This is a genomic window from Paraburkholderia sediminicola, from assembly GCF_046026675.1.
GTDB lineage: Bacteria > Pseudomonadota > Gammaproteobacteria > Burkholderiales > Burkholderiaceae > Paraburkholderia > Paraburkholderia sediminicola_F.
Genome location: NZ_JAQQEY010000002.1, coordinates 2,442,234 through 2,458,791 on the forward strand (window position 1 = coordinate 2,442,234; position 16,558 = coordinate 2,458,791).

Genomic DNA, 16,558 nt, shown 5'->3' on the forward strand with positions numbered 1-16,558 from the left:
TCAGGTTGAGCCCTCCTCCAACTGCGTTTCCTCAAGGCGTCACGTCACACCGTATGCCGCGAAGCCAAGGCTCGCTGCAACGCACTGCGCAGTTCCTCGTAATGTACTGGCTTTAATAACGCTTCAAAGAACGGCTGCAAGCCGGCTTCTCCCGCTTCCCCTGCCGCCCCACCCGCACTGCCTACGCTATCCGCCTCCGGCGCATACGCGCTCACCACGATCACTGGAACACCCGACGACGGTCCTGGGCGTGCCGTGAAATCCGCAAGGAACGCATAACCGTCGCGATCCGGCATATGCAGATCGAGCAGCACCACGTCACAGCGACGCGCGTCGAGCCACGCGAGCGCATCGTCGGCATTGGAAACGGCATGCGCGTCGAAATCCATGTGCGCGATCATTTCGCTGAGCGACTCGCGAATCAGCCGGTTGTCGTCGACGATCAACACGCAAGGGCGCGCGCCGCCTGGTTCGGCCTGCGCCGCCACACCGGGCGGTGCGGTTGCCGCGACCGGCGTGACCGGGATCGTCACCGTAAAGGTCGTGCCCTCGCCCACCGTGCTCGCCACCTCGACGGTGCCGCCGAACAGCCTGATCAGCCCCTGCACGATCGCGAGCCCCATCCCCGCGCCCTCGAAGCGGCGTGTGCGCGACGCGTCCAGTTGCGTGAACTCCTGGAAGATCAGCGGAATCTGTGCATGCGGCACGCCCGGCCCCGTATCGCTGACGACGAAAATCAGCACCGCCGGCCGCTGCCTCAGTTGCACTCGCACCGTGCCGGTTTCGGTGTAACGGATCGCGTTGGTGACCAGGTTATTGACAATCTGGCGGATGCGGTGCGGATCGGAATCGACGAGGCCGCTCATGCCGCTCGCCTCGCTTTCCAGTTTGAGGCCGCGCGCGGCGGCCGACATCGCGTGTTCGTCGACGATCGACGCCAGCAGCTCGCGCGGCTCGAAATGCTCGTGACGCAACTCGAGCTTGCCGGCGCCGAGGCGCGCGTAGTCGGTCAGGTCTTTCATCTGCGCTTCGAGATGCCGCCCTGCCGTTTCGAGCCGCTGAATGACCTTGCGGTCGGCCTCGGAGTGATAGTTGAAGCCCAGCAATTCGATCGACGACACGATCGCATGCAAGGGCGTGCGCAGTTCGTGGCTGATCATGCCGAGAAACGCGTCCTTCGCGAGACTCGCCTCGCGCGCCGCGCGGCTCGCCTGATGCTCTGCGTCAAGGGCCGCGTGCTGCTGATGCATCAGGCGCGTGCGGCGCCGACCGTTGAGCACCAGCAGCGTGGTTGCGGCCGCCGACAGCAATAGCAGCAACAGGCCGCCCGCGAACAGCATGCGGCGTTTGTCGATGAAATCGCGGTTCATCGCCTCACGGTCGGCCACGTCGGCGAAACGGCGGCTCAACGCGAGATCGTTGACCTCGTTCCAATGCTGGCGCAACTCCACGACAATCTTATCGGCGTGGCTGCGATCCTTCGGCAGCGCATCCACCTCAGGCTGAATCCCATCCAGCAAATGATCGAGCGACTGGATTTCGTCCTGTTGCCGTTGCAGCAGCGCGAGCTGCGTAGTCAGTCTGCGGGTCGAACCGGCCATCACGTGCAGCTTCGATTGCAGCAACTGGTAGCGCAGCATGAGCCGCGGATAGTCGTCGTCGACGCCGGATTGATACAGCAGCAACTGGTTCTCGAAACGCGCGTAGGCGATCTGCAGTTGCGCGGCATCCCAATAGAAACCATCGTACTGACCGGTCAGCTGTTCGGTGGCGCGCGGATTGAGCAGGTTCGCGTACAACAGATAGCCGATCGCGCCTGCCGGCGCCGCAAGCGCGGTCAGCCAGATCAACACGTAGAGGACACGACGCAAGCGGCGGCGTGTTATTTGACGATGAGTGCCTTGATCTGCCATACGAATTTCGAATCGCCCGCCGCGCCCATGAGTTCATCGGGAAACGCGTCGCGCGGATAGATAAGAAACAGCGGCCCGAAGTCGCTGATCTTCAGGCGCTGGCCGTTCATGCTGTACGCAACGACCACGCCGTAGCGATCGCAGTCCGACACCGGAATGGTGTATGTATAGTCGTCGAGCGTATGGATCTCGACTGCGCTGCCGGATGCGCCGACTGTCTTCAGGATATCTGCGAGCAGCGGTCCTGTGAAGGTGGAACGTGGCGTCCAGGTGGTGGCGGTCGTAATCGAATGAGCCGGCAGCGCGAGCAGTTGGGCCTCGGTGAAGTGATAAAGCTGGTGCGTCGCATCGTTGGTCTTGCTGATCTTGCCCTTCACGTCGAGCGACAACGGCAACGACTCTGCCTGCGCCTGCACGCTCCACGCGGCGAAAGCGAGTATCAGACCCAGTCCCCACCATGCGCCCCTGACCGCGCCTTTCCTGCCATCCACCGCTATGCTCACCTTGGTCATCTGTTTGGCCATTCCATCGTTCGTTATTTTGCGGGCGGCTGCGCTGCGCCGGCTCAACCGGCCAGCGAACCAGCAGCACCCCGCGTTTGTCCTTTTCCCGCCGCGGCGGTGGTCTTTGCGACACGCCCCGTCCGGCGCACGCGCGTCACCCCGACGCGCGATCTTTGAACCGCATGCATAATATCGCCAAAATTCTTTGTCTCAAAAACGAGGACCTGCCGCCGCGCTGCGCCGCGCGCCGCTCTCCGTCTACGGGACACCTGCCCTACGCGCGCACCGCGACGCCCTGAGAGTCATGAACAAGCCGGTTTTACCCCTGACGTACGAACAACTCGATCACTGGATCGAGTCGCTGCAACCCGCGTTGCTGGCGGAGCATTTCACCATGGCGATCGGCATTCTGCGTGGCGGCGCGCCGCTTGCGCTGATGGTTTCGCATGCGGCCGGCACGCCCGTCGCCTTCCTTCGGTACGACCGCCAGTCACGCACGGTCGCCTGGGATTCGACGCTGCCGATTCCGCCCGCTGGCTCGAAAGTGCTGCTGTGCGAGGATATCGCCGGGCGTGGCTTTACGCTGACCGATTGCATCGCGTTCCTTCAGCAGCATGGCCTCGACGTCAAAACGCTGACTGCAGCGGTCGACGACCTGAGCCGCACGCAACCCGACTACGCGATCGACGCCCGCGGCTACTTCGCGCTGTTTCCGTGGGAGCGCCATGCCTACACCGAGCGTTATCGCGAGGACTGGGAGCGCGTCGAAGCGGGGGCCGCGCCCGCCATGGCCGACGATCACGAATACGCCACCTACGCGATCGACCTCGACGGCATCCTGCTGCCCGACGTGCCGCTCGCACGCTACGACGAGGATCTGGCCGCGGCGCTCGCCGATCGCGACGCGCTGCTGCCGTTCGAGGTGCTGCCGGGCATCGATCTGCAACGCGTGCGCACGATCATCACCGGCCGGCCGGAACTGGATCGCGCGCGCACCGAAGCATGGCTCGCGCGGCACGGCTTCGGTCATATGCAACTGGTGATGCGCATGCCCGGCACGCACGACGAAAGTGCCGCCGGCGCTGCCGCTCACAAGGCCGCGGCGGCGTTGCGCAGCGGTGTCACGCATTTTGTCGAGAGCGATCCGGTGCAGGCGCTGTTAATCGCGCAGCAGGCGCCGTTACTGCGCGTGATCTGGTGGGACGCACTTACGCAAACCGGGATGCTGGTGGGTGCGCGCGCGTGGACGTGAGCGGCGGCTAGGCTTCTTTCGTCTCTCTTAGCTCTTTAGTTTCTCTGAGCTCTTTACCATCACGCAGATGCAGGTGCCGCGCGGCCCGCTGAGAGGCGACGATGATCAGCTTCATCGTCGCACGCGTGGCGCCGACGAACAGCTTGCGTGCAATCCGCTCGTCGAATAGCTCGAAGTCGACCTCCGTGAGAATCACGCACGGCGCCGCCTGCCCCTTGAAGCGGTAGATCGACTCGAACAGCACATCCCCCTCACGATATTCCGGGTTGCCGAACAGATCGTACTTACCCGTGAAGCTGCGCAGCCGATGCGGTCCGAGTTGATCCTGCGCGGTCATCGCCGAGCCTTCGCGGCCGCGAAACGAGAGCACTGCAATATCCTGTTTGCGAAAGCCGAGCGACAAGGCCTGCGTGATCGCCCGCTTGGTTGCCTCGATGCTGCCTTCGGCGGCATTCGCTTCGTCGTAGACGGAGAGCGAAATATCGGAGCCGTCGAACGGACTGCCTGAGGCCAGACCCGCCGCGACCGGCACCGAAGCGCCGACCACGTCGCGCACATAATCGAGAATGTCACGCGGACTGCGGTAGTTGGTAGTCTCTTTCAGCGTGGTCCATCCGGGCAGCTCGACCGGCTCGCGCATATACAGATTCTGCAGCGGATCTTCGAGCCACCACCACGCGGCGCCCGGCCGCAACAGCCGCTCGAGTGGGGCCACCCACGGCTGCTGGAAATCCTGTCCTTCGTCGACGATCAGCACGTCGAATTGCCAGCGCGCGTCGATCGGCGTTTCGGCGAAAGTCGTTTCAAGCTGCTTGAAGACGTCGCCGGACTGGAAATCCGGCTCGCGGCCCGCATCGCGCGCGATCCAGTCGCATAGCTGGTGATAGTTCGCCACCTTTGCCTCAGGTGGCGCGACCCGCGCAATGTGATCCGCGAGCGGGCGGTTGAAACACACGTACAAAGGCCGCTGGCCACGCGCCGCCGCGTCCTTCATCACCTGCACCGCCAGTTGCGTCTTGCCGGAACCGGCCGTGCCGATCACACGCAGCCGGAACGGCGAAAACTCGAGCCGCCGCGCCCAGGTCGCGAGGCCGCCGGCAAGACGCGTGACGAGCGTGCCGGCCTGGCCGACCAGGGCGCTGGCGTCGGGCGTAAGCGAGAGTTCGTCGGCGAGAAAATGGTGGATTTTCGGTGCGCACGCGAGGCGCGCTTCGTCCGCCGGCAAGGCTTCGCGAATGATCGCGGCAAGCCGGTCCTTACACGCCGCGTCGACGATCCGTGCGGGATTCACGCCGGCAATCGCCGCGTCCTTGACGATGTGGTCCGGGCAATACAGCAGTTCTTCGATGAAATACGTCCCCGCGCCGAACGCCGCGGTGAAGCGCCGGTGCAGCGTTTCGACGGTATGCGCGAGCGCGATTGCCACATTGCGTTCCGTCTGAAGATAGACCTTGACGAGCCCCTTGGGCGTTTCGCGCAGGAAACCGGTTTTCTGTTCGACAATCATCACGCGCCCAGCCGGGCTGACGATCACGAAGTCGGCCTCGCCGAACACCGAAAAGTTCTGGTTCAGACGGGTCCAGTGCACGCCGTGATAGACGGTGTAGCCATCGGGAAGCGCTTCTTCCAGCAACGAGAGGGTCTCGCGTTCACGTGCCGCCGCGCCGGTGGCGGCGAGGCTCTTCCAGTCGTCGGGGACAATGCGGGCCATGCGGTGCCTCGTCGTATTCGGGTGCGCTCATTGTACGCAACGACCGCGCGTTGCCGGCATGACACATCGGACGAGCTCGGACCTCTATGGGCAAGGTGCTTCGGACTACGCTCCGGGTACCGCTTCACGCGGCAGATTGCAGACTGGCGGCGCGCAAACCCATGCGCATCGTGTATTGTTACTGGCTGAACGCCGCGCGCCGCGCGGCTTGCCAACTGTCAATACAAAGAAAGGATTTACCGGATGATCACGATCTGGGGACGCGCCAACTCGGTCAACGTACAGAAAGTCTTGTGGTGTTGCGACGAACTGGTGCTGCCGTACGAACGCATCGACGCAGGCCTGCAATTCGGCCGTAATAACGAGCCCGACTATCTGGCGATGAACCCGACCGGTAAAATTCCGACGCTGGTCGACGACGACTTCGTGCTGTGGGAATCGAATTCGATCCTGCGCTATCTGGTGCTGGAATACGGCGAATCGAGCCTCCTGTACCCGTCCGAACCGAAACTGCGCTCCAGCATCGACCGCTGGCTCGACTGGTCGCTCACCACCTTACAACCCGCGGAAAAGCCCGTGTTCTGGGCCCTCGTGCGCACGCCCGCCGCCGAGCGCGATGCCAGCAAGCTCGCCGCCGACTTCAGCGCGGTCACGTTGCTGTGGCGCCTGCTGGACAACCATCTGCAAGGCCGCTTCTTCCTCGAAGGCGAAAAGTTCACGCTCGCCGATATCGTGATCGGCGCGTATGCGAAACGCTGGTTCGGACTGGACGGCGTCGAACGCCCGCCGTTGCCGAATCTGGAGCGTTGGTATTCGCGGCTTGCGACACGTCCGGGTTTCAAGAAATACATCGATTTCCCGCTGACTTAAACTATCCGACGGCCATTGAACGGCTTCACGGGCGACTTCATGCGCCGCCGCGGCGTCCAGCCGCGGCCGGCAGGTGCCTCGCACACCGGCACAGCGAAGCACGATGGCCTTTATAATCCTCGCATGAAGACCGCCAAGCCCGCCGCGACCGCCGACAAAACCACCCCTGCCGCCTCCGCTCATCATCATGAGCCGGGGCACATGCACAGTGGGCACGGTGAATCGCAGGAAGCCGCACTGACTCTCGCGGAGGAATATTGCCGCGAACGCGGCGAAAAACTCACGCCGATCCGCCGCAAAGTACTCGAATTGCTGTTGAATTCCGGGCGCGCCACCAAAGCTTATTCGCTGCTCGACGACATGCGCCAGATCCATCCCGGTTCGGCGCCGCCTACGGTTTACCGGGCACTAGACTTTCTGCTCTCGGCAGGGCTCGTGCACCGGATTGAGTCGATCAATGCGTTTACCGTCTGCCACGACCTGACACAATGCCAGCACGGCATTCTGGTGGTTTGCCAGCAATGCGGCAACGTTACCGAGTTGCATCAGCCGAAGCTGCGCCAGGCGCTCGTCACGCAAATCGAAGACGCGGGTTACCGCCTTGCGAGCGATGAAATCGAATTGAAGGGATTGTGTTCCGCCTGTCAGGCAACGGAAGCGGCCAGCGCCAGCGCTGTTGCACCGGTCGCCGCCGCCAAATAACAGTGGTGCCTGCAATCAGGTTTGCAATCTGATTGCAGATCGTTTCGCCAGACGAAAGCTTGCCGCCAAAATTGCGGCGGCAAGAAACCGCCCTCCGGCCGCGAGGCCGCTCCTCAGCCTGCCGCGCGAGCGTCGATCGCGTCGTGCAACAGTGTCACGAGGTCCTCCGGCAATGCCGGCTTAGTCATGAAATGCTGGAACCCTTCGCCGATGCTGCGTAAGCGGTAAGCGTCGTCGGTATGGCCTGTGAGCGCCACGGCCACCGAAGGCGCGTGGTCACCGCGAATCTCGTGATCGCGCAGCCGCTGGATCAGATAAAAACCGTCCATGGCCGGCAATTCGAGGTCGCACACCACGGCGTCAGGCAATAGCCGCAGCGCCGCTTCGACACCCTCTTCCGCATCCGCCACGGCGACGACATGCGCCCCTTCCGCCTCGAGTAACAAGGCCAGCGATTCCCGGCTATCCCGGTCGTCTTCGACGAGCACGATCGTGGCCTGATCGAGTCTCAATGCTCCGTTCATGTTCTGTTGTTGCTCTAAAAAACCGGTTAGGCCATCAGATTCGGCCAACGTATTGTCTTGCTGTTTGCCGCCGATGTGCGCGGCTGCGGTATTGCTGTTCATGGTTCCGACTCGATTTCATGCGTCGAGTTGCATGCAGGCCCGCGATTGTAAAACATGGCCTGGGCGCAACGCGTGCGCACAGTAACGCGCCAAAATTGCACGCCGATGAAAAACCGGCCCTCGGCTCCATTGCCCTGGCTGACCGATGCCGACATCCGATTCGCCGTGGCGGCTGGTGAAACCCATGTCCATCGCCTTGCCCGCCTCAGCGTCTGCTCTGACATTCATGTTCTATTGCGACGCCGGCGCTGTTAAGCCCCCCGCGCGGCGTTTACATCCACTCCTCAGGTAGCACGTTGCGTGCCTCGCCGGCTTCGTCAGATTCACCAGATCCGACGTTACTTCAGCGTTGTTGGCGAGCCTGCCGCACGATCCACAGCGGCGCTATGATCGTGTGCGCGAGATCGCAGCGACTACGTTACGTTCTGCCGCTGCGATGCAGCACGTCATATGAGCGCCATCTCCCCGCCCCTAAAACCTGAGGCCGCCCGACACCATGTCCGATCTCGACTCCGCCACGCTCGAAGCACTCCGCCATGTCAGTACCGCCACGCTGACCACCCAGTTGTTCAAGCGCGGCTTGCGCAATACGTTCATGCAGGGCGTCGCGCCGCTCGCCGCGCACAGTGGCGCGAATCTGGTCGGGCCGGCCTTCACGCTGCGCAATATTCCGTCACGCGAGGACATCGACGTACTCGAACTGTTTGCGGATCCGGAGTACGCACAGCGCAAATGTGTCGAGACCATTCCGGCCGGTCATGTGCTCGTGCAGGATTGCCGCGGCGAACGCGGCAGCGCCTCGTTCGGTTCGATCCTCTCGCAGCGCTTGCAGGTGCGCGGCGTGGCGGGCATGGTGTCCGACGGTCCGGTGCGCGACAGCACGACGATCGCCGCGCTCGGTATGCCGGTGTTTTGTGCCGGTGCAAGCGCGCCGCCGAATCTGATCCGGCATCACGCGGTGGATATCGATGTGCCGATCGGCTGCGGCGGTGTCGCGGTGTTTCCCGGCGACGTGATCGTGGGCGATGCGGACGGCGTGGTGGTGATCCCGTTCAAAATGGCAGCCGAGGTTGCGCAAGCCGCCGCCGAACAGGAGCAACTCGAAGTGTTTCTCACCGAGCGCATTCGTGAGGGCGCCGCCCTGCCCGGCACTTATCCGCCGAACGAAAAAACCAGGGCTGCGTATGAGGCGTGGCGGCAGAAACGTATTTCTGAATGAGTCAGGCAGTGTGTCAGTCCGCTTTGCCCGGACCGACGCCCTGCACCAGCAAGGCCACCGCATGCCGGGCAATCTCCTCGCTGCCGATATTGCACCGCGCGGGATCGTTACGCCACAGCTTCGAGGTGGCCAGCGGCAGAATCGTCATGCCCAGCAGCGTAACGAACACCAGCGAGGGCTCCAGCCCGGCATTCAGGCGCCCTTCCTTTTGCCAGCGCGCGATGGCTAACAGCGACGCCTTCTGACTCGCGTCGCCGAACCGTTCATGCATGCGCTGGCGCAGCAAGCCGCCGTCGCTGATCACTTCGCGCACCCACAGCGACGGAAACCACGGATTGTCGCTCGCCGTCTTCACCAAACGCCGAGCGAGTTGCGTGATGGCGGCCACCGGATCGTCGCGATTCTCCTGAAACGGTACGCCGATCCCCGCGCGCAGCGGCGCAAAACGCTCATCGATCAGCACGTCGAGCAGCTGATCGCGCGTCTTGAAGTAGTAATGCATCATCGCCGGCGTGAAACCCGCCTCGCGGGCAATCTCCCCGAGCGTGGTGTCGACGATGCCCTGCCGCGCGAACAGGGCGAGCGCGGCGTCCAGCAGGCGGCTGCGCTGCTCCGGGCCGCGCGCCGAGCCCGAAGGCCTGCCCGGTCGGCGTGCGGCTGCGGACGGCGGTGCGGCAAATGAAGCGTCCGCAGAATCGCCTGCGGCGGTCGACGCCTGCTTCGAAAGCTTTCGCGCCTTCACGGCGGCCGTGCTGCGCGGCTGGCGTTTCACTTCCCGGTCATCTGACGTAATCCTTGCCATTGCATTCAATTTGACGAGTGAGACAATGTCGCATATATTAATCTCCGAATTAATTAATTTCAACACTGTGGCGCCATGGACCAATCGACAACGACTCAACCCGCCGGGCTAACGCTGCCAGATGTGCAGTCCGGCCCGCAGGCAAATGACCACCCGCCGATCCGGCTGCTGTTTCCGGCGCTGCTGCTGGTCATGCTGCTCGCCGCGCTCGATCAGACGATCGTCTCGACCGCGCTGCCGACCATAGTCGGCGAACTAGGTGGCCTGAATAACCTCTCGTGGGTGGTGACCGCCTACCTGCTCAGCTCGACTATCGTCGTGCCCTTGTACGGCAAATTCGGCGATCTGTTCGGCCGCAAGATCGTGCTGCAAACCGCGATCGTCGTGTTCCTCGCCGGCTCCGCGCTGTGCGGCGTCGCTCAGAACATGACCCAGTTGATCGTGCTGCGAGCGCTGCAGGGGCTCGGCGGCGGCGGTCTGCTAGTCGTGACGATGGCCGCCATCGCGGACGTAATTCCGCCGGCTGAGCGCGGCCGCTTCCAGGGTGTATTCGGCGGCGTATTCGGTCTCGCGACGGTGGTCGGGCCACTGCTCGGCGGCTTTCTCGTCGAGCATCTGTCATGGCGCTGGATTTTCTACATCAACCTGCCGCTCGGCCTCATCTCGCTGGCGGTGATCGGCGCGGTATTCAAGCCGCACGTGCGGCACGTGAAGCACACCATCGACTACATGGGCGCCGCGTTTCTCGCCGGCGCACTCACCTGCATCATCCTGTTCACGAGCCAGGGCGGCACGATCCTGCCGTGGTCGTCGCCGCAGTTGTGGTTCACGCTGGGGATGGGGCTGGTGGCGATCTGGGGCTTCATCCACGAAGAGCGCACTGCCGTCGAACCGATCATGCCGCTCGAACTCTTCAAACAGCGCACGTTTTTGCTGAGCAGTCTGATCGGCTTCATCATCGGCGTGTCGCTGTTCGGCTCGGTGACGTTCCTCCCGCTGTATTTGCAAGTGGTCAAGGGTTCGACGCCCACGGAAGCCGGCATGCAGATGCTGCCGATGATGGGCGGCCTGTTCGTGATGTCGATGGTGACCGGACGCGTAATCAGCAAGATCGGCAAGTACCGCATGTTCCCGATCGCCGGCACGTTTCTCGTCGCCGTCGCGATGGTGCTGCTCGCACGCCTGCAGATCAACACGCCCATTCGTGTGATGTATATCGACATGGGCATTCTCGGCTTCGGCCTCGGCATGGTGATGCAGGTGCTGATTCTCGCCGTGCAGAATACAGTCGAGTTCAAGCACATGGGTGTCGCCACTTCGGGCGCAACGCTGTTCCGTTCAATCGGCGGCTCGATCGGCGTGGCCGCTTTTGGCGCGGTATTTTCGAATGGCCTAGCCGCGCGTCTGGAAAAACTGATTCCGGCCGACACCGAATTGCCGCACGCGCTCGGACCGGCCGCTATCCACCAGTTGCCTGAAGCGTTGCGCGACGATTATCTGCAAGCGTTTGCCGGTGCGTTGCACACGGTGTATCTCTCGGCGGCCTGCGTTGTCGTACTGGCCTTTGCGCTCGCGTGGCTTTTGAAGGATCACCCGTTGCGCAAGCACTGATTTCGCGCATCCCGTTTCCAACGAGCGTTTTCTGCAAGCGCTTGATGACGAGGTCGAACGCCGCGCGCTTCGACCTCGTTCTGCTTTCATCGCCGCCATTTCGTTCTGCCAATTCCGCCAGCGCGCCATCGTTGTCGACGCGTCTGCACCTTAACTTCGCAAACCGTGTGAAAAAAACAGACAGCCTGTTCGTTCTGCCGACATATGCAGTGTTTCGTCGTACCTACAAATGTGCTCTAACGCACATAAAGTAGGTGAGAACGTCGATTGACGTTCTCACCGAAACGCCACATATTGCATTCAGCGGCACCGCAAGCGAGGACTTGCGTCCCAAGGCTCTCCAGCGCATGTGGATCGTGGTTTCCGCGGACATTACTCCTGCCTCAACACGATCTGGAGCATGCCGTAACGGCACTGTTTTCCACAGGTGGGTCCACAGTATGTCCACCCAGACAATACTCGGCCATAGTTTCCCGACGCCCTGCAAACGCTGCGGCGGTGCGCTGTACCGGCAAGTCGACTATTGCCCGTATTGCGGCGCCGTGCATCCGCTCGACGCCGGGCCGCACAAGCGTGTCGTGATTCCCGGCAGCCGCGCCAGTGCCGTCAGCAAGACAGCGCAGAAAAACGGCTTCGATCCGACACAGCCGCTTGAAACCGATCTCGCCGCGCCGAATGCGGCCACCGGCGAAGCCACCCCTGTCGAGCCCCCGATGCAAGCGTCGGTACTCGCGTCTCCGGATACGCCGATTCCGCCGCTCGCCGATCTACCGCATTCTGCAGGCCGCATCGTGTTCCCGATACGCCGGGTGCTGCTCGCGATCGTGGCGATTGGCGCAATCGGACTAGCGTATGTCGCCTTTACGCTATTTAGCGACACCCACGAATCGCAGAGCGGCAATACCGAGCAGGCGGCGGACAATCCTCAGGACGCCAGAACGGCTACCGGCACGATTGCGCCGTACGCACCGGCTCAGCCGACGAATCAGGCCGCCGCGGTTAAGCCCGCTATTCCCAGCAACGCCGCCAATCCACCCAAAGCCGCACCGGCAATCCTGGCCACGCCCATCGCACCGCCGTTGCCCGCAGCGCCTGTAAAACCAGTGGCGCCACAGTTCCGTGATGCCGCGCAAGCGCTGCAGGCAGCGCGTCTGTCCTTCCGCGCCAACGATCTCTCCGCGGCACAAGCGGCGCTTGGCGCGGCGCAAACGCTGCAACCCGGCAATAGCGACGCGGAAAGCCTGTTGACTGAATTGAAGCCACTCGCCGCGCGCCGCGACGCCGCGTTGCAGGCCGCACAACTGTGTGCCTCGCAGCAGTCGTGGGGTTGCGCACGCCAGCACGCCAATGAGGCGCTCGCGATCGACTCCGGCAACGACACCGCGAAAACGATCCTCGAACGCGTGATTCACGAGACAGGTTGGGCACCGCTTAAGCCGCATGCGTAAACCGGAATTCCCGTAAGCGAAAAGGTTTGGATACCGAATTTCCTGGCGGTTCGTACGACCGATTTGTCTGACTGAGCGCATGAATCACGGCACACCCGATTGCACTGACGGTTCGCGTGCCCTCTGAGCGGCAACAGACGGACGTGGCGGGCGCCACGCATTGAACATGAGAAGGCAAGCCGGCTCACCAGTGCTTCGCGCGCGCCGACGCGAGAGGCAGTTCAACCCTGACCGATAGGTAGATAAACCATGCTGAAGAGACTTCTAACGGGATGGCTGGGGCTGGTGCTGATGATCATGTCTTCGTTTGCAAGCGCGGAGGCTGCGCACTATAAGATCGTCACCGGTCCGGAGCGCGGCACGTACATTCAGATTGGCCAGGATCTGTCGAAATGGGTGGCGCAGCCGGCGGGCATCGATCTGGAAGTGATGGCGTCGAAGGGCTCGGCTGAAAACGTACAACGCATGCGCTTCGAGCCGGGCGTGAAGCTCGCGCTAGTGCAGTCCGACGTGTATCAGGCCTACATCGACATGGCCAACGCGGGCAATGCCGACGCGGGTACGGCAATCCGGCCGCTACGGCTCATCATGCCGCTCTACGACGAGGAAATTAACGTCGTGGTACGCGCGGATTCGCCGATGAAAACCTTCGCCGACATCAAGGACAAGAGCATCAGCGTGGGCCTGCTCGGCAGCGGCACCGCTCAAACGGCCACGACGCTCTATCACCTGATGTTCGGACAGGCGATTCCCGAGCAGAACGTCCAGCACCTGAGCAACGAAGATGCGCTCGCCGCATTGATCGTCAAGAAGGTGGACGTTGCGATCATCGTGGTCGGGCAGCCGGCGAAACTGTTCAACGACATGAATCCCGAACTGCTGCAACAGATCCGCCCGCTGAAGGTTGATCCCAACGCGCCCGAAACCACCCGTGCAAAGCAGACGTATTTTCCCACGACCCTCCGCACGACCAGCTATCCGAACTGGCTGAAGGAAGATGTCCCAACGCTCACGGTCAAGGCCTTTCTCGTCACTTACGATTACGGTCTGCGCGATACCGTTGGCAATCTGAATCACTTTGCGGACTCGCTCTGCGCCAACTTCGACAATCTGCAGGAACACGGGCATCCGAAGTGGAAGCAGGTGAAACTCGAACTGCCACCTCTCGTGCGCGGATGGAAATACTACGGGCCGGTAGAAAAACATCTGCGCGCGTGTCTTGCGAACAAAAGCGCAGCGATCAGCGCGACGGCCGCGCAAGCCGCGCAGAAACCGCGCTCCTCCTGCACGGATCAGGAGCGTCTGCTGTTGCTGTGCAAGTGACGTCGTGTCGCGAGGCGCGCGCTCAGGCGTGCGTCTTCTTCGATGCGGCCGACACGTCCATCGCCCGTTGCAACGCCTCGTACACCTTCGGCCGGTTGCACTGCGACACGTTAAAGCGCAGAAAACCGGCCGCCGATTGCGACGCGCTGAATACGTTGCCCGGTGCGAACACCACACTCTCGGCTAACGCGTGACGCGCGATATCGGCGGCGTCGAGCGCATCGGGTAGGCGTGCCCACACAAATATGCCGGCACGTGGCCGCGTCCACACTTCAAGGCCGGCATAACCCAGCCGCCTGATCGTCTCGCCCATGGCGTCCGCCAGCTTCGCGCGCATCGATTCCAGATGCCGCCGGTAGGTGCCATCCACCAGCAAGCGATGCACGACGCTCGCCGCGAGCTGACCGTTGCCGAACGTGGTGGCCAGCTTCAGATCGACCAGCGGCTCGATCCATTCGCGCCGCGCCGCGATGTAGCCGCAGCGCACGGCCGCGGACAGGGTCTTCGAAAAGCTGCCGATCGAGACCACCCGCGCGAGACCGTCGAACGCCGCAAGACGCGGCGCGGGTTCGTCCTCGAAGTCGGCAAAGATATCGTCTTCGACGATCAGCAGATTGTGCTCGCCCGCCAGTTTCAGCAGCCGATGCGCAATGGCCGGCGCAAGCGTCGCCCCGGTCGGATTGTGGATCGCGGAGTTGGTCACGTAGAGCCGCGGACGGTGCTCGATCAGCGCTCGCTCGAATGCCGCCAGATCCGGACCGGACGGCGTATAAGGCACACCGACGATGCGGACGCGATGCGCGCGCAGCAGCGCCTGGAAATTGAAGTAGCACGGATCGTCGATGAGAACCGTGTCGCCTGGTTCGAGCAGAAAGCGGCAGACGAGATCGAGCGCGTGCGTGCCGCCGTCGGTCAGCACGATCTGCTCGGGCGGCGCTTCCACGCCATGTTGCACGAGCCGCCACGCGAGTTGCTGACGCAGCGCGGGCAGACCGAGCGGGCTCGCATAGTCGGCGAGCGGCGACTGTGGATCGCGCGCCACGGCACGCAACGCGCGGCGCACGCCGTCTTCCGGCAGCCACGAAGGCGGCATCCAGCCGCAGCCCGGCTTGAACACCTTCGCACCGGCCTCCAGCGACTGCCGCGTGAGCCACAGCGGGTCGACCTCTCGATCCAGCCGCGGCCCGAGATCGGCCAGCGCGAGCGGCGGCGCATGGCCGGACACGAAAAAACCGGAACCGCGCCGCGCCACGATCACCCCTTCCGCGACCAGCCGGTCGTACGCTTCCACTACGGTCGACTTCGACACGCCGAGCGACTCGGTCATCGCGCGGATCGAGGGCACGCGCGCGCCCGGCATCAACGAACGGCTCGCAATGCGCTCGCGCAAACTGTGCATCACCGTGCCGACCCGCGTGCCCGCTGGCGCACCCAAGGCCGCCCGGTTGGTATCGCTTTCTGCCATCTGTACTGCTCCATGTTCGGTACAGTTTGTATGAATTGTACTGATCCGTAGCTTACCCTTTGCAGCGCGAAAGCGGATGCTGCAGGTTCCATTTTCAATGCGTATGGGCTCTTTCGATGGACAAGACAACGAACGGCTGGGTGAGCGGCATGGTGGGCGTGTTGATTTTCAGCGGTTCGCTACCCGCCACCCGCATCGCCGTACAAGGCTTCGATCCGGTGTTTCTGACGATGGCCCGCGCGACTATCGCGGGCACGTTGGGGCTGTTGCTTCTGCTCGTGTTTCGCCAGGCTCGGCCGGCGAAGCGCGACCTCGTCCCGCTGGTGATCGTCGCACTCGGCGTGGTGGTCGGCTTTCCGCTTCTGACCGCCCTCGCGCTGCGCCACGTGAGCGCCGCGCACGCCGTGGTGTTCGTCGGGCTGCTCCCGCTATCCACCGCGATCTTCGGCGTGCTCCGCGGCGGCGAGCGCCCGCAGCCGGCGTTCTGGCTGTTCTCGGCGCTCGGCAGCGGCGCGGTGGTCGCGTTTGCTTTGCGCCACGGCCTCGACGCGTCGCCGCTCGGCGATGCGCTGATGCTGGCGGCGATCGTCGTCTGCGGCCTGGGTTATGCCGAAGGCGCGCGGCTGTCGCGCCATCTCGGCGGCTGGCAGGTGATTTCGTGGGCGCTGGTGCTGTCGCTGCCGGTGATGCTGCCGCTCGCCTGGTGGGCACGGCCGGCATCGTTTGAAGGTGTGAGCCATGCGGCGCTGTGGGGACTCGCGTACGTGTCGCTTTTCAGCATGCTGATCGGCTTCGTGTTCTGGTATCGCGGACTGGCGCTCGGCGGCATCGCGGGAGTCGGGCAACTGCAATTGCTGCAGCCGTTCTTTGGCCTGTTGCTCGCCGGTTTGCTGCTGCACGAACAGGTGCCGCCCGCGATGATCCTGGTGACCGTCGTGGTGGTCGCGTGTGTGGCGGGCGCGCGGCGCTTCTCGCGAAGCACGCCGGTGCGGCCGGCAGTCTGAACGGTGTCTCGCCCGCGCGTGCGTGCGTGCGTGCGTTCCCTGATTTTGGGACCGCGCGGGGTCGGCTGTCGAATGAATATGTCATCATCTCGATAATCGATCCACCACT

14 protein-coding genes are annotated in these 16,558 nt (G+C 63.2%); 8 read left to right on the plus strand and 6 right to left on the minus strand.

The features are described from left to right. Positions 1-44: 44 nt before the first annotated feature. Both PQQ86_RS30625 and PQQ86_RS30630 read right to left on the minus strand, forming a co-directional pair. Positions 45-1,913, minus strand: coding sequence for an ATP-binding response regulator (locus tag PQQ86_RS30625; RefSeq protein WP_408275598.1), 1,869 nt, complete (start codon positions 1,911-1,913; stop codon positions 45-47). Beyond that, on the minus strand, positions 1,883-2,425 hold the full coding sequence (locus tag PQQ86_RS30630; protein WP_408279400.1) for a putative pterin-binding protein: 543 nt from the start codon (positions 2,423-2,425) through the stop codon (positions 1,883-1,885). The genes PQQ86_RS30625 and PQQ86_RS30630 overlap by 31 nt, the downstream gene beginning before the upstream one ends. Before the next feature lie 295 nt (positions 2,426-2,720). Here PQQ86_RS30630 and PQQ86_RS30635 point away from each other — a divergent pair, with 295 nt between their 5' ends. Then, on the plus strand, positions 2,721-3,668 hold the full coding sequence (locus PQQ86_RS30635; protein ID WP_408275600.1) for a phosphoribosyltransferase: 948 nt from the start codon (positions 2,721-2,723) through the stop codon (positions 3,666-3,668). A gap of 7 nt (positions 3,669-3,675) precedes the next feature. Here PQQ86_RS30635 and PQQ86_RS30640 read toward each other — a convergent pair whose 3' ends face one another. Further along, positions 3,676-5,379 carry an ATP-binding domain-containing protein gene (locus tag PQQ86_RS30640; protein ID WP_408275603.1) on the minus strand — a complete coding sequence of 568 codons (1,704 nt, stop codon included), beginning with the start codon at positions 5,377-5,379 and terminating at the stop codon, positions 3,676-3,678. A 243-nt stretch (positions 5,380-5,622) separates the two neighbouring features. Here PQQ86_RS30640 and PQQ86_RS30645 point away from each other — a divergent pair, with 243 nt between their 5' ends. Further along, positions 5,623-6,249 (plus strand): glutathione S-transferase family protein, encoded by a 627-nt coding sequence (locus tag PQQ86_RS30645; RefSeq protein WP_408275606.1) that lies wholly within the window; start codon positions 5,623-5,625, stop codon positions 6,247-6,249. 123 nt (positions 6,250-6,372) lie between these two features. Then, positions 6,373-6,951 (plus strand): Fur family transcriptional regulator, encoded by a 579-nt coding sequence (locus PQQ86_RS30650; RefSeq protein ID WP_408275609.1) that lies wholly within the window; start codon positions 6,373-6,375, stop codon positions 6,949-6,951. Positions 6,952-7,064: 113 nt separating this feature from the next. On the opposite strand, the gene PQQ86_RS30655 is transcribed toward PQQ86_RS30650, so the two are convergent. Beyond that, positions 7,065-7,577, minus strand: coding sequence for a response regulator (locus PQQ86_RS30655; RefSeq protein WP_408275611.1), 513 nt, complete (start codon positions 7,575-7,577; stop codon positions 7,065-7,067). A 496-nt stretch (positions 7,578-8,073) separates the two neighbouring features. On the opposite strand from PQQ86_RS30655, the gene PQQ86_RS30660 reads away from it, so the two are divergent. Beyond that, entirely contained in the window at positions 8,074-8,796 is a 723-nt protein-coding gene (locus PQQ86_RS30660) for a ribonuclease activity regulator RraA (RefSeq protein ID WP_408275613.1), read from the plus strand. A gap of 13 nt (positions 8,797-8,809) precedes the next feature. Here the strand turns inward: PQQ86_RS30660 and PQQ86_RS30665 are convergent, their stop codons facing one another. After that, the gene (locus PQQ86_RS30665; RefSeq protein WP_408275616.1) at positions 8,810-9,598 is read right to left on the minus strand and encodes a TetR/AcrR family transcriptional regulator; all 789 of its coding nucleotides are present in this window, start codon (positions 9,596-9,598) and stop codon (positions 8,810-8,812) included. 75 nt (positions 9,599-9,673) lie between these two features. On the opposite strand from PQQ86_RS30665, the gene PQQ86_RS30670 reads away from it, so the two are divergent. From PQQ86_RS30670 to PQQ86_RS30680, 3 genes are all read left to right on the plus strand, one after another. Continuing rightward, on the plus strand, positions 9,674-11,209 hold the full coding sequence (locus PQQ86_RS30670) for an MDR family MFS transporter (RefSeq protein ID WP_408275619.1): 1,536 nt from the start codon (positions 9,674-9,676) through the stop codon (positions 11,207-11,209). Between the two features lie 440 nt (positions 11,210-11,649). Beyond that, positions 11,650-12,657 (plus strand): zinc ribbon domain-containing protein, encoded by a 1,008-nt coding sequence (locus PQQ86_RS30675; RefSeq protein WP_408275622.1) that lies wholly within the window; start codon positions 11,650-11,652, stop codon positions 12,655-12,657. Between the two features lie 249 nt (positions 12,658-12,906). Next, entirely contained in the window at positions 12,907-13,980 is a 1,074-nt protein-coding gene (locus PQQ86_RS30680) for a TAXI family TRAP transporter solute-binding subunit (protein WP_408275625.1), read from the plus strand. 22 nt (positions 13,981-14,002) lie between these two features. On the opposite strand, the gene PQQ86_RS30685 is transcribed toward PQQ86_RS30680, so the two are convergent. Next, positions 14,003-15,445, minus strand: a complete 1,443-nt coding sequence (locus PQQ86_RS30685) for an aminotransferase-like domain-containing protein (protein ID WP_408275628.1) — start codon at positions 15,443-15,445, stop codon at positions 14,003-14,005. Positions 15,446-15,561: 116 nt separating this feature from the next. Here PQQ86_RS30685 and PQQ86_RS30690 point away from each other — a divergent pair, with 116 nt between their 5' ends. Continuing rightward, positions 15,562-16,449 carry a DMT family transporter gene (locus tag PQQ86_RS30690; protein WP_408275631.1) on the plus strand — a complete coding sequence of 296 codons (888 nt, stop codon included), beginning with the start codon at positions 15,562-15,564 and terminating at the stop codon, positions 16,447-16,449. Positions 16,450-16,558 lie beyond the last annotated feature (109 nt).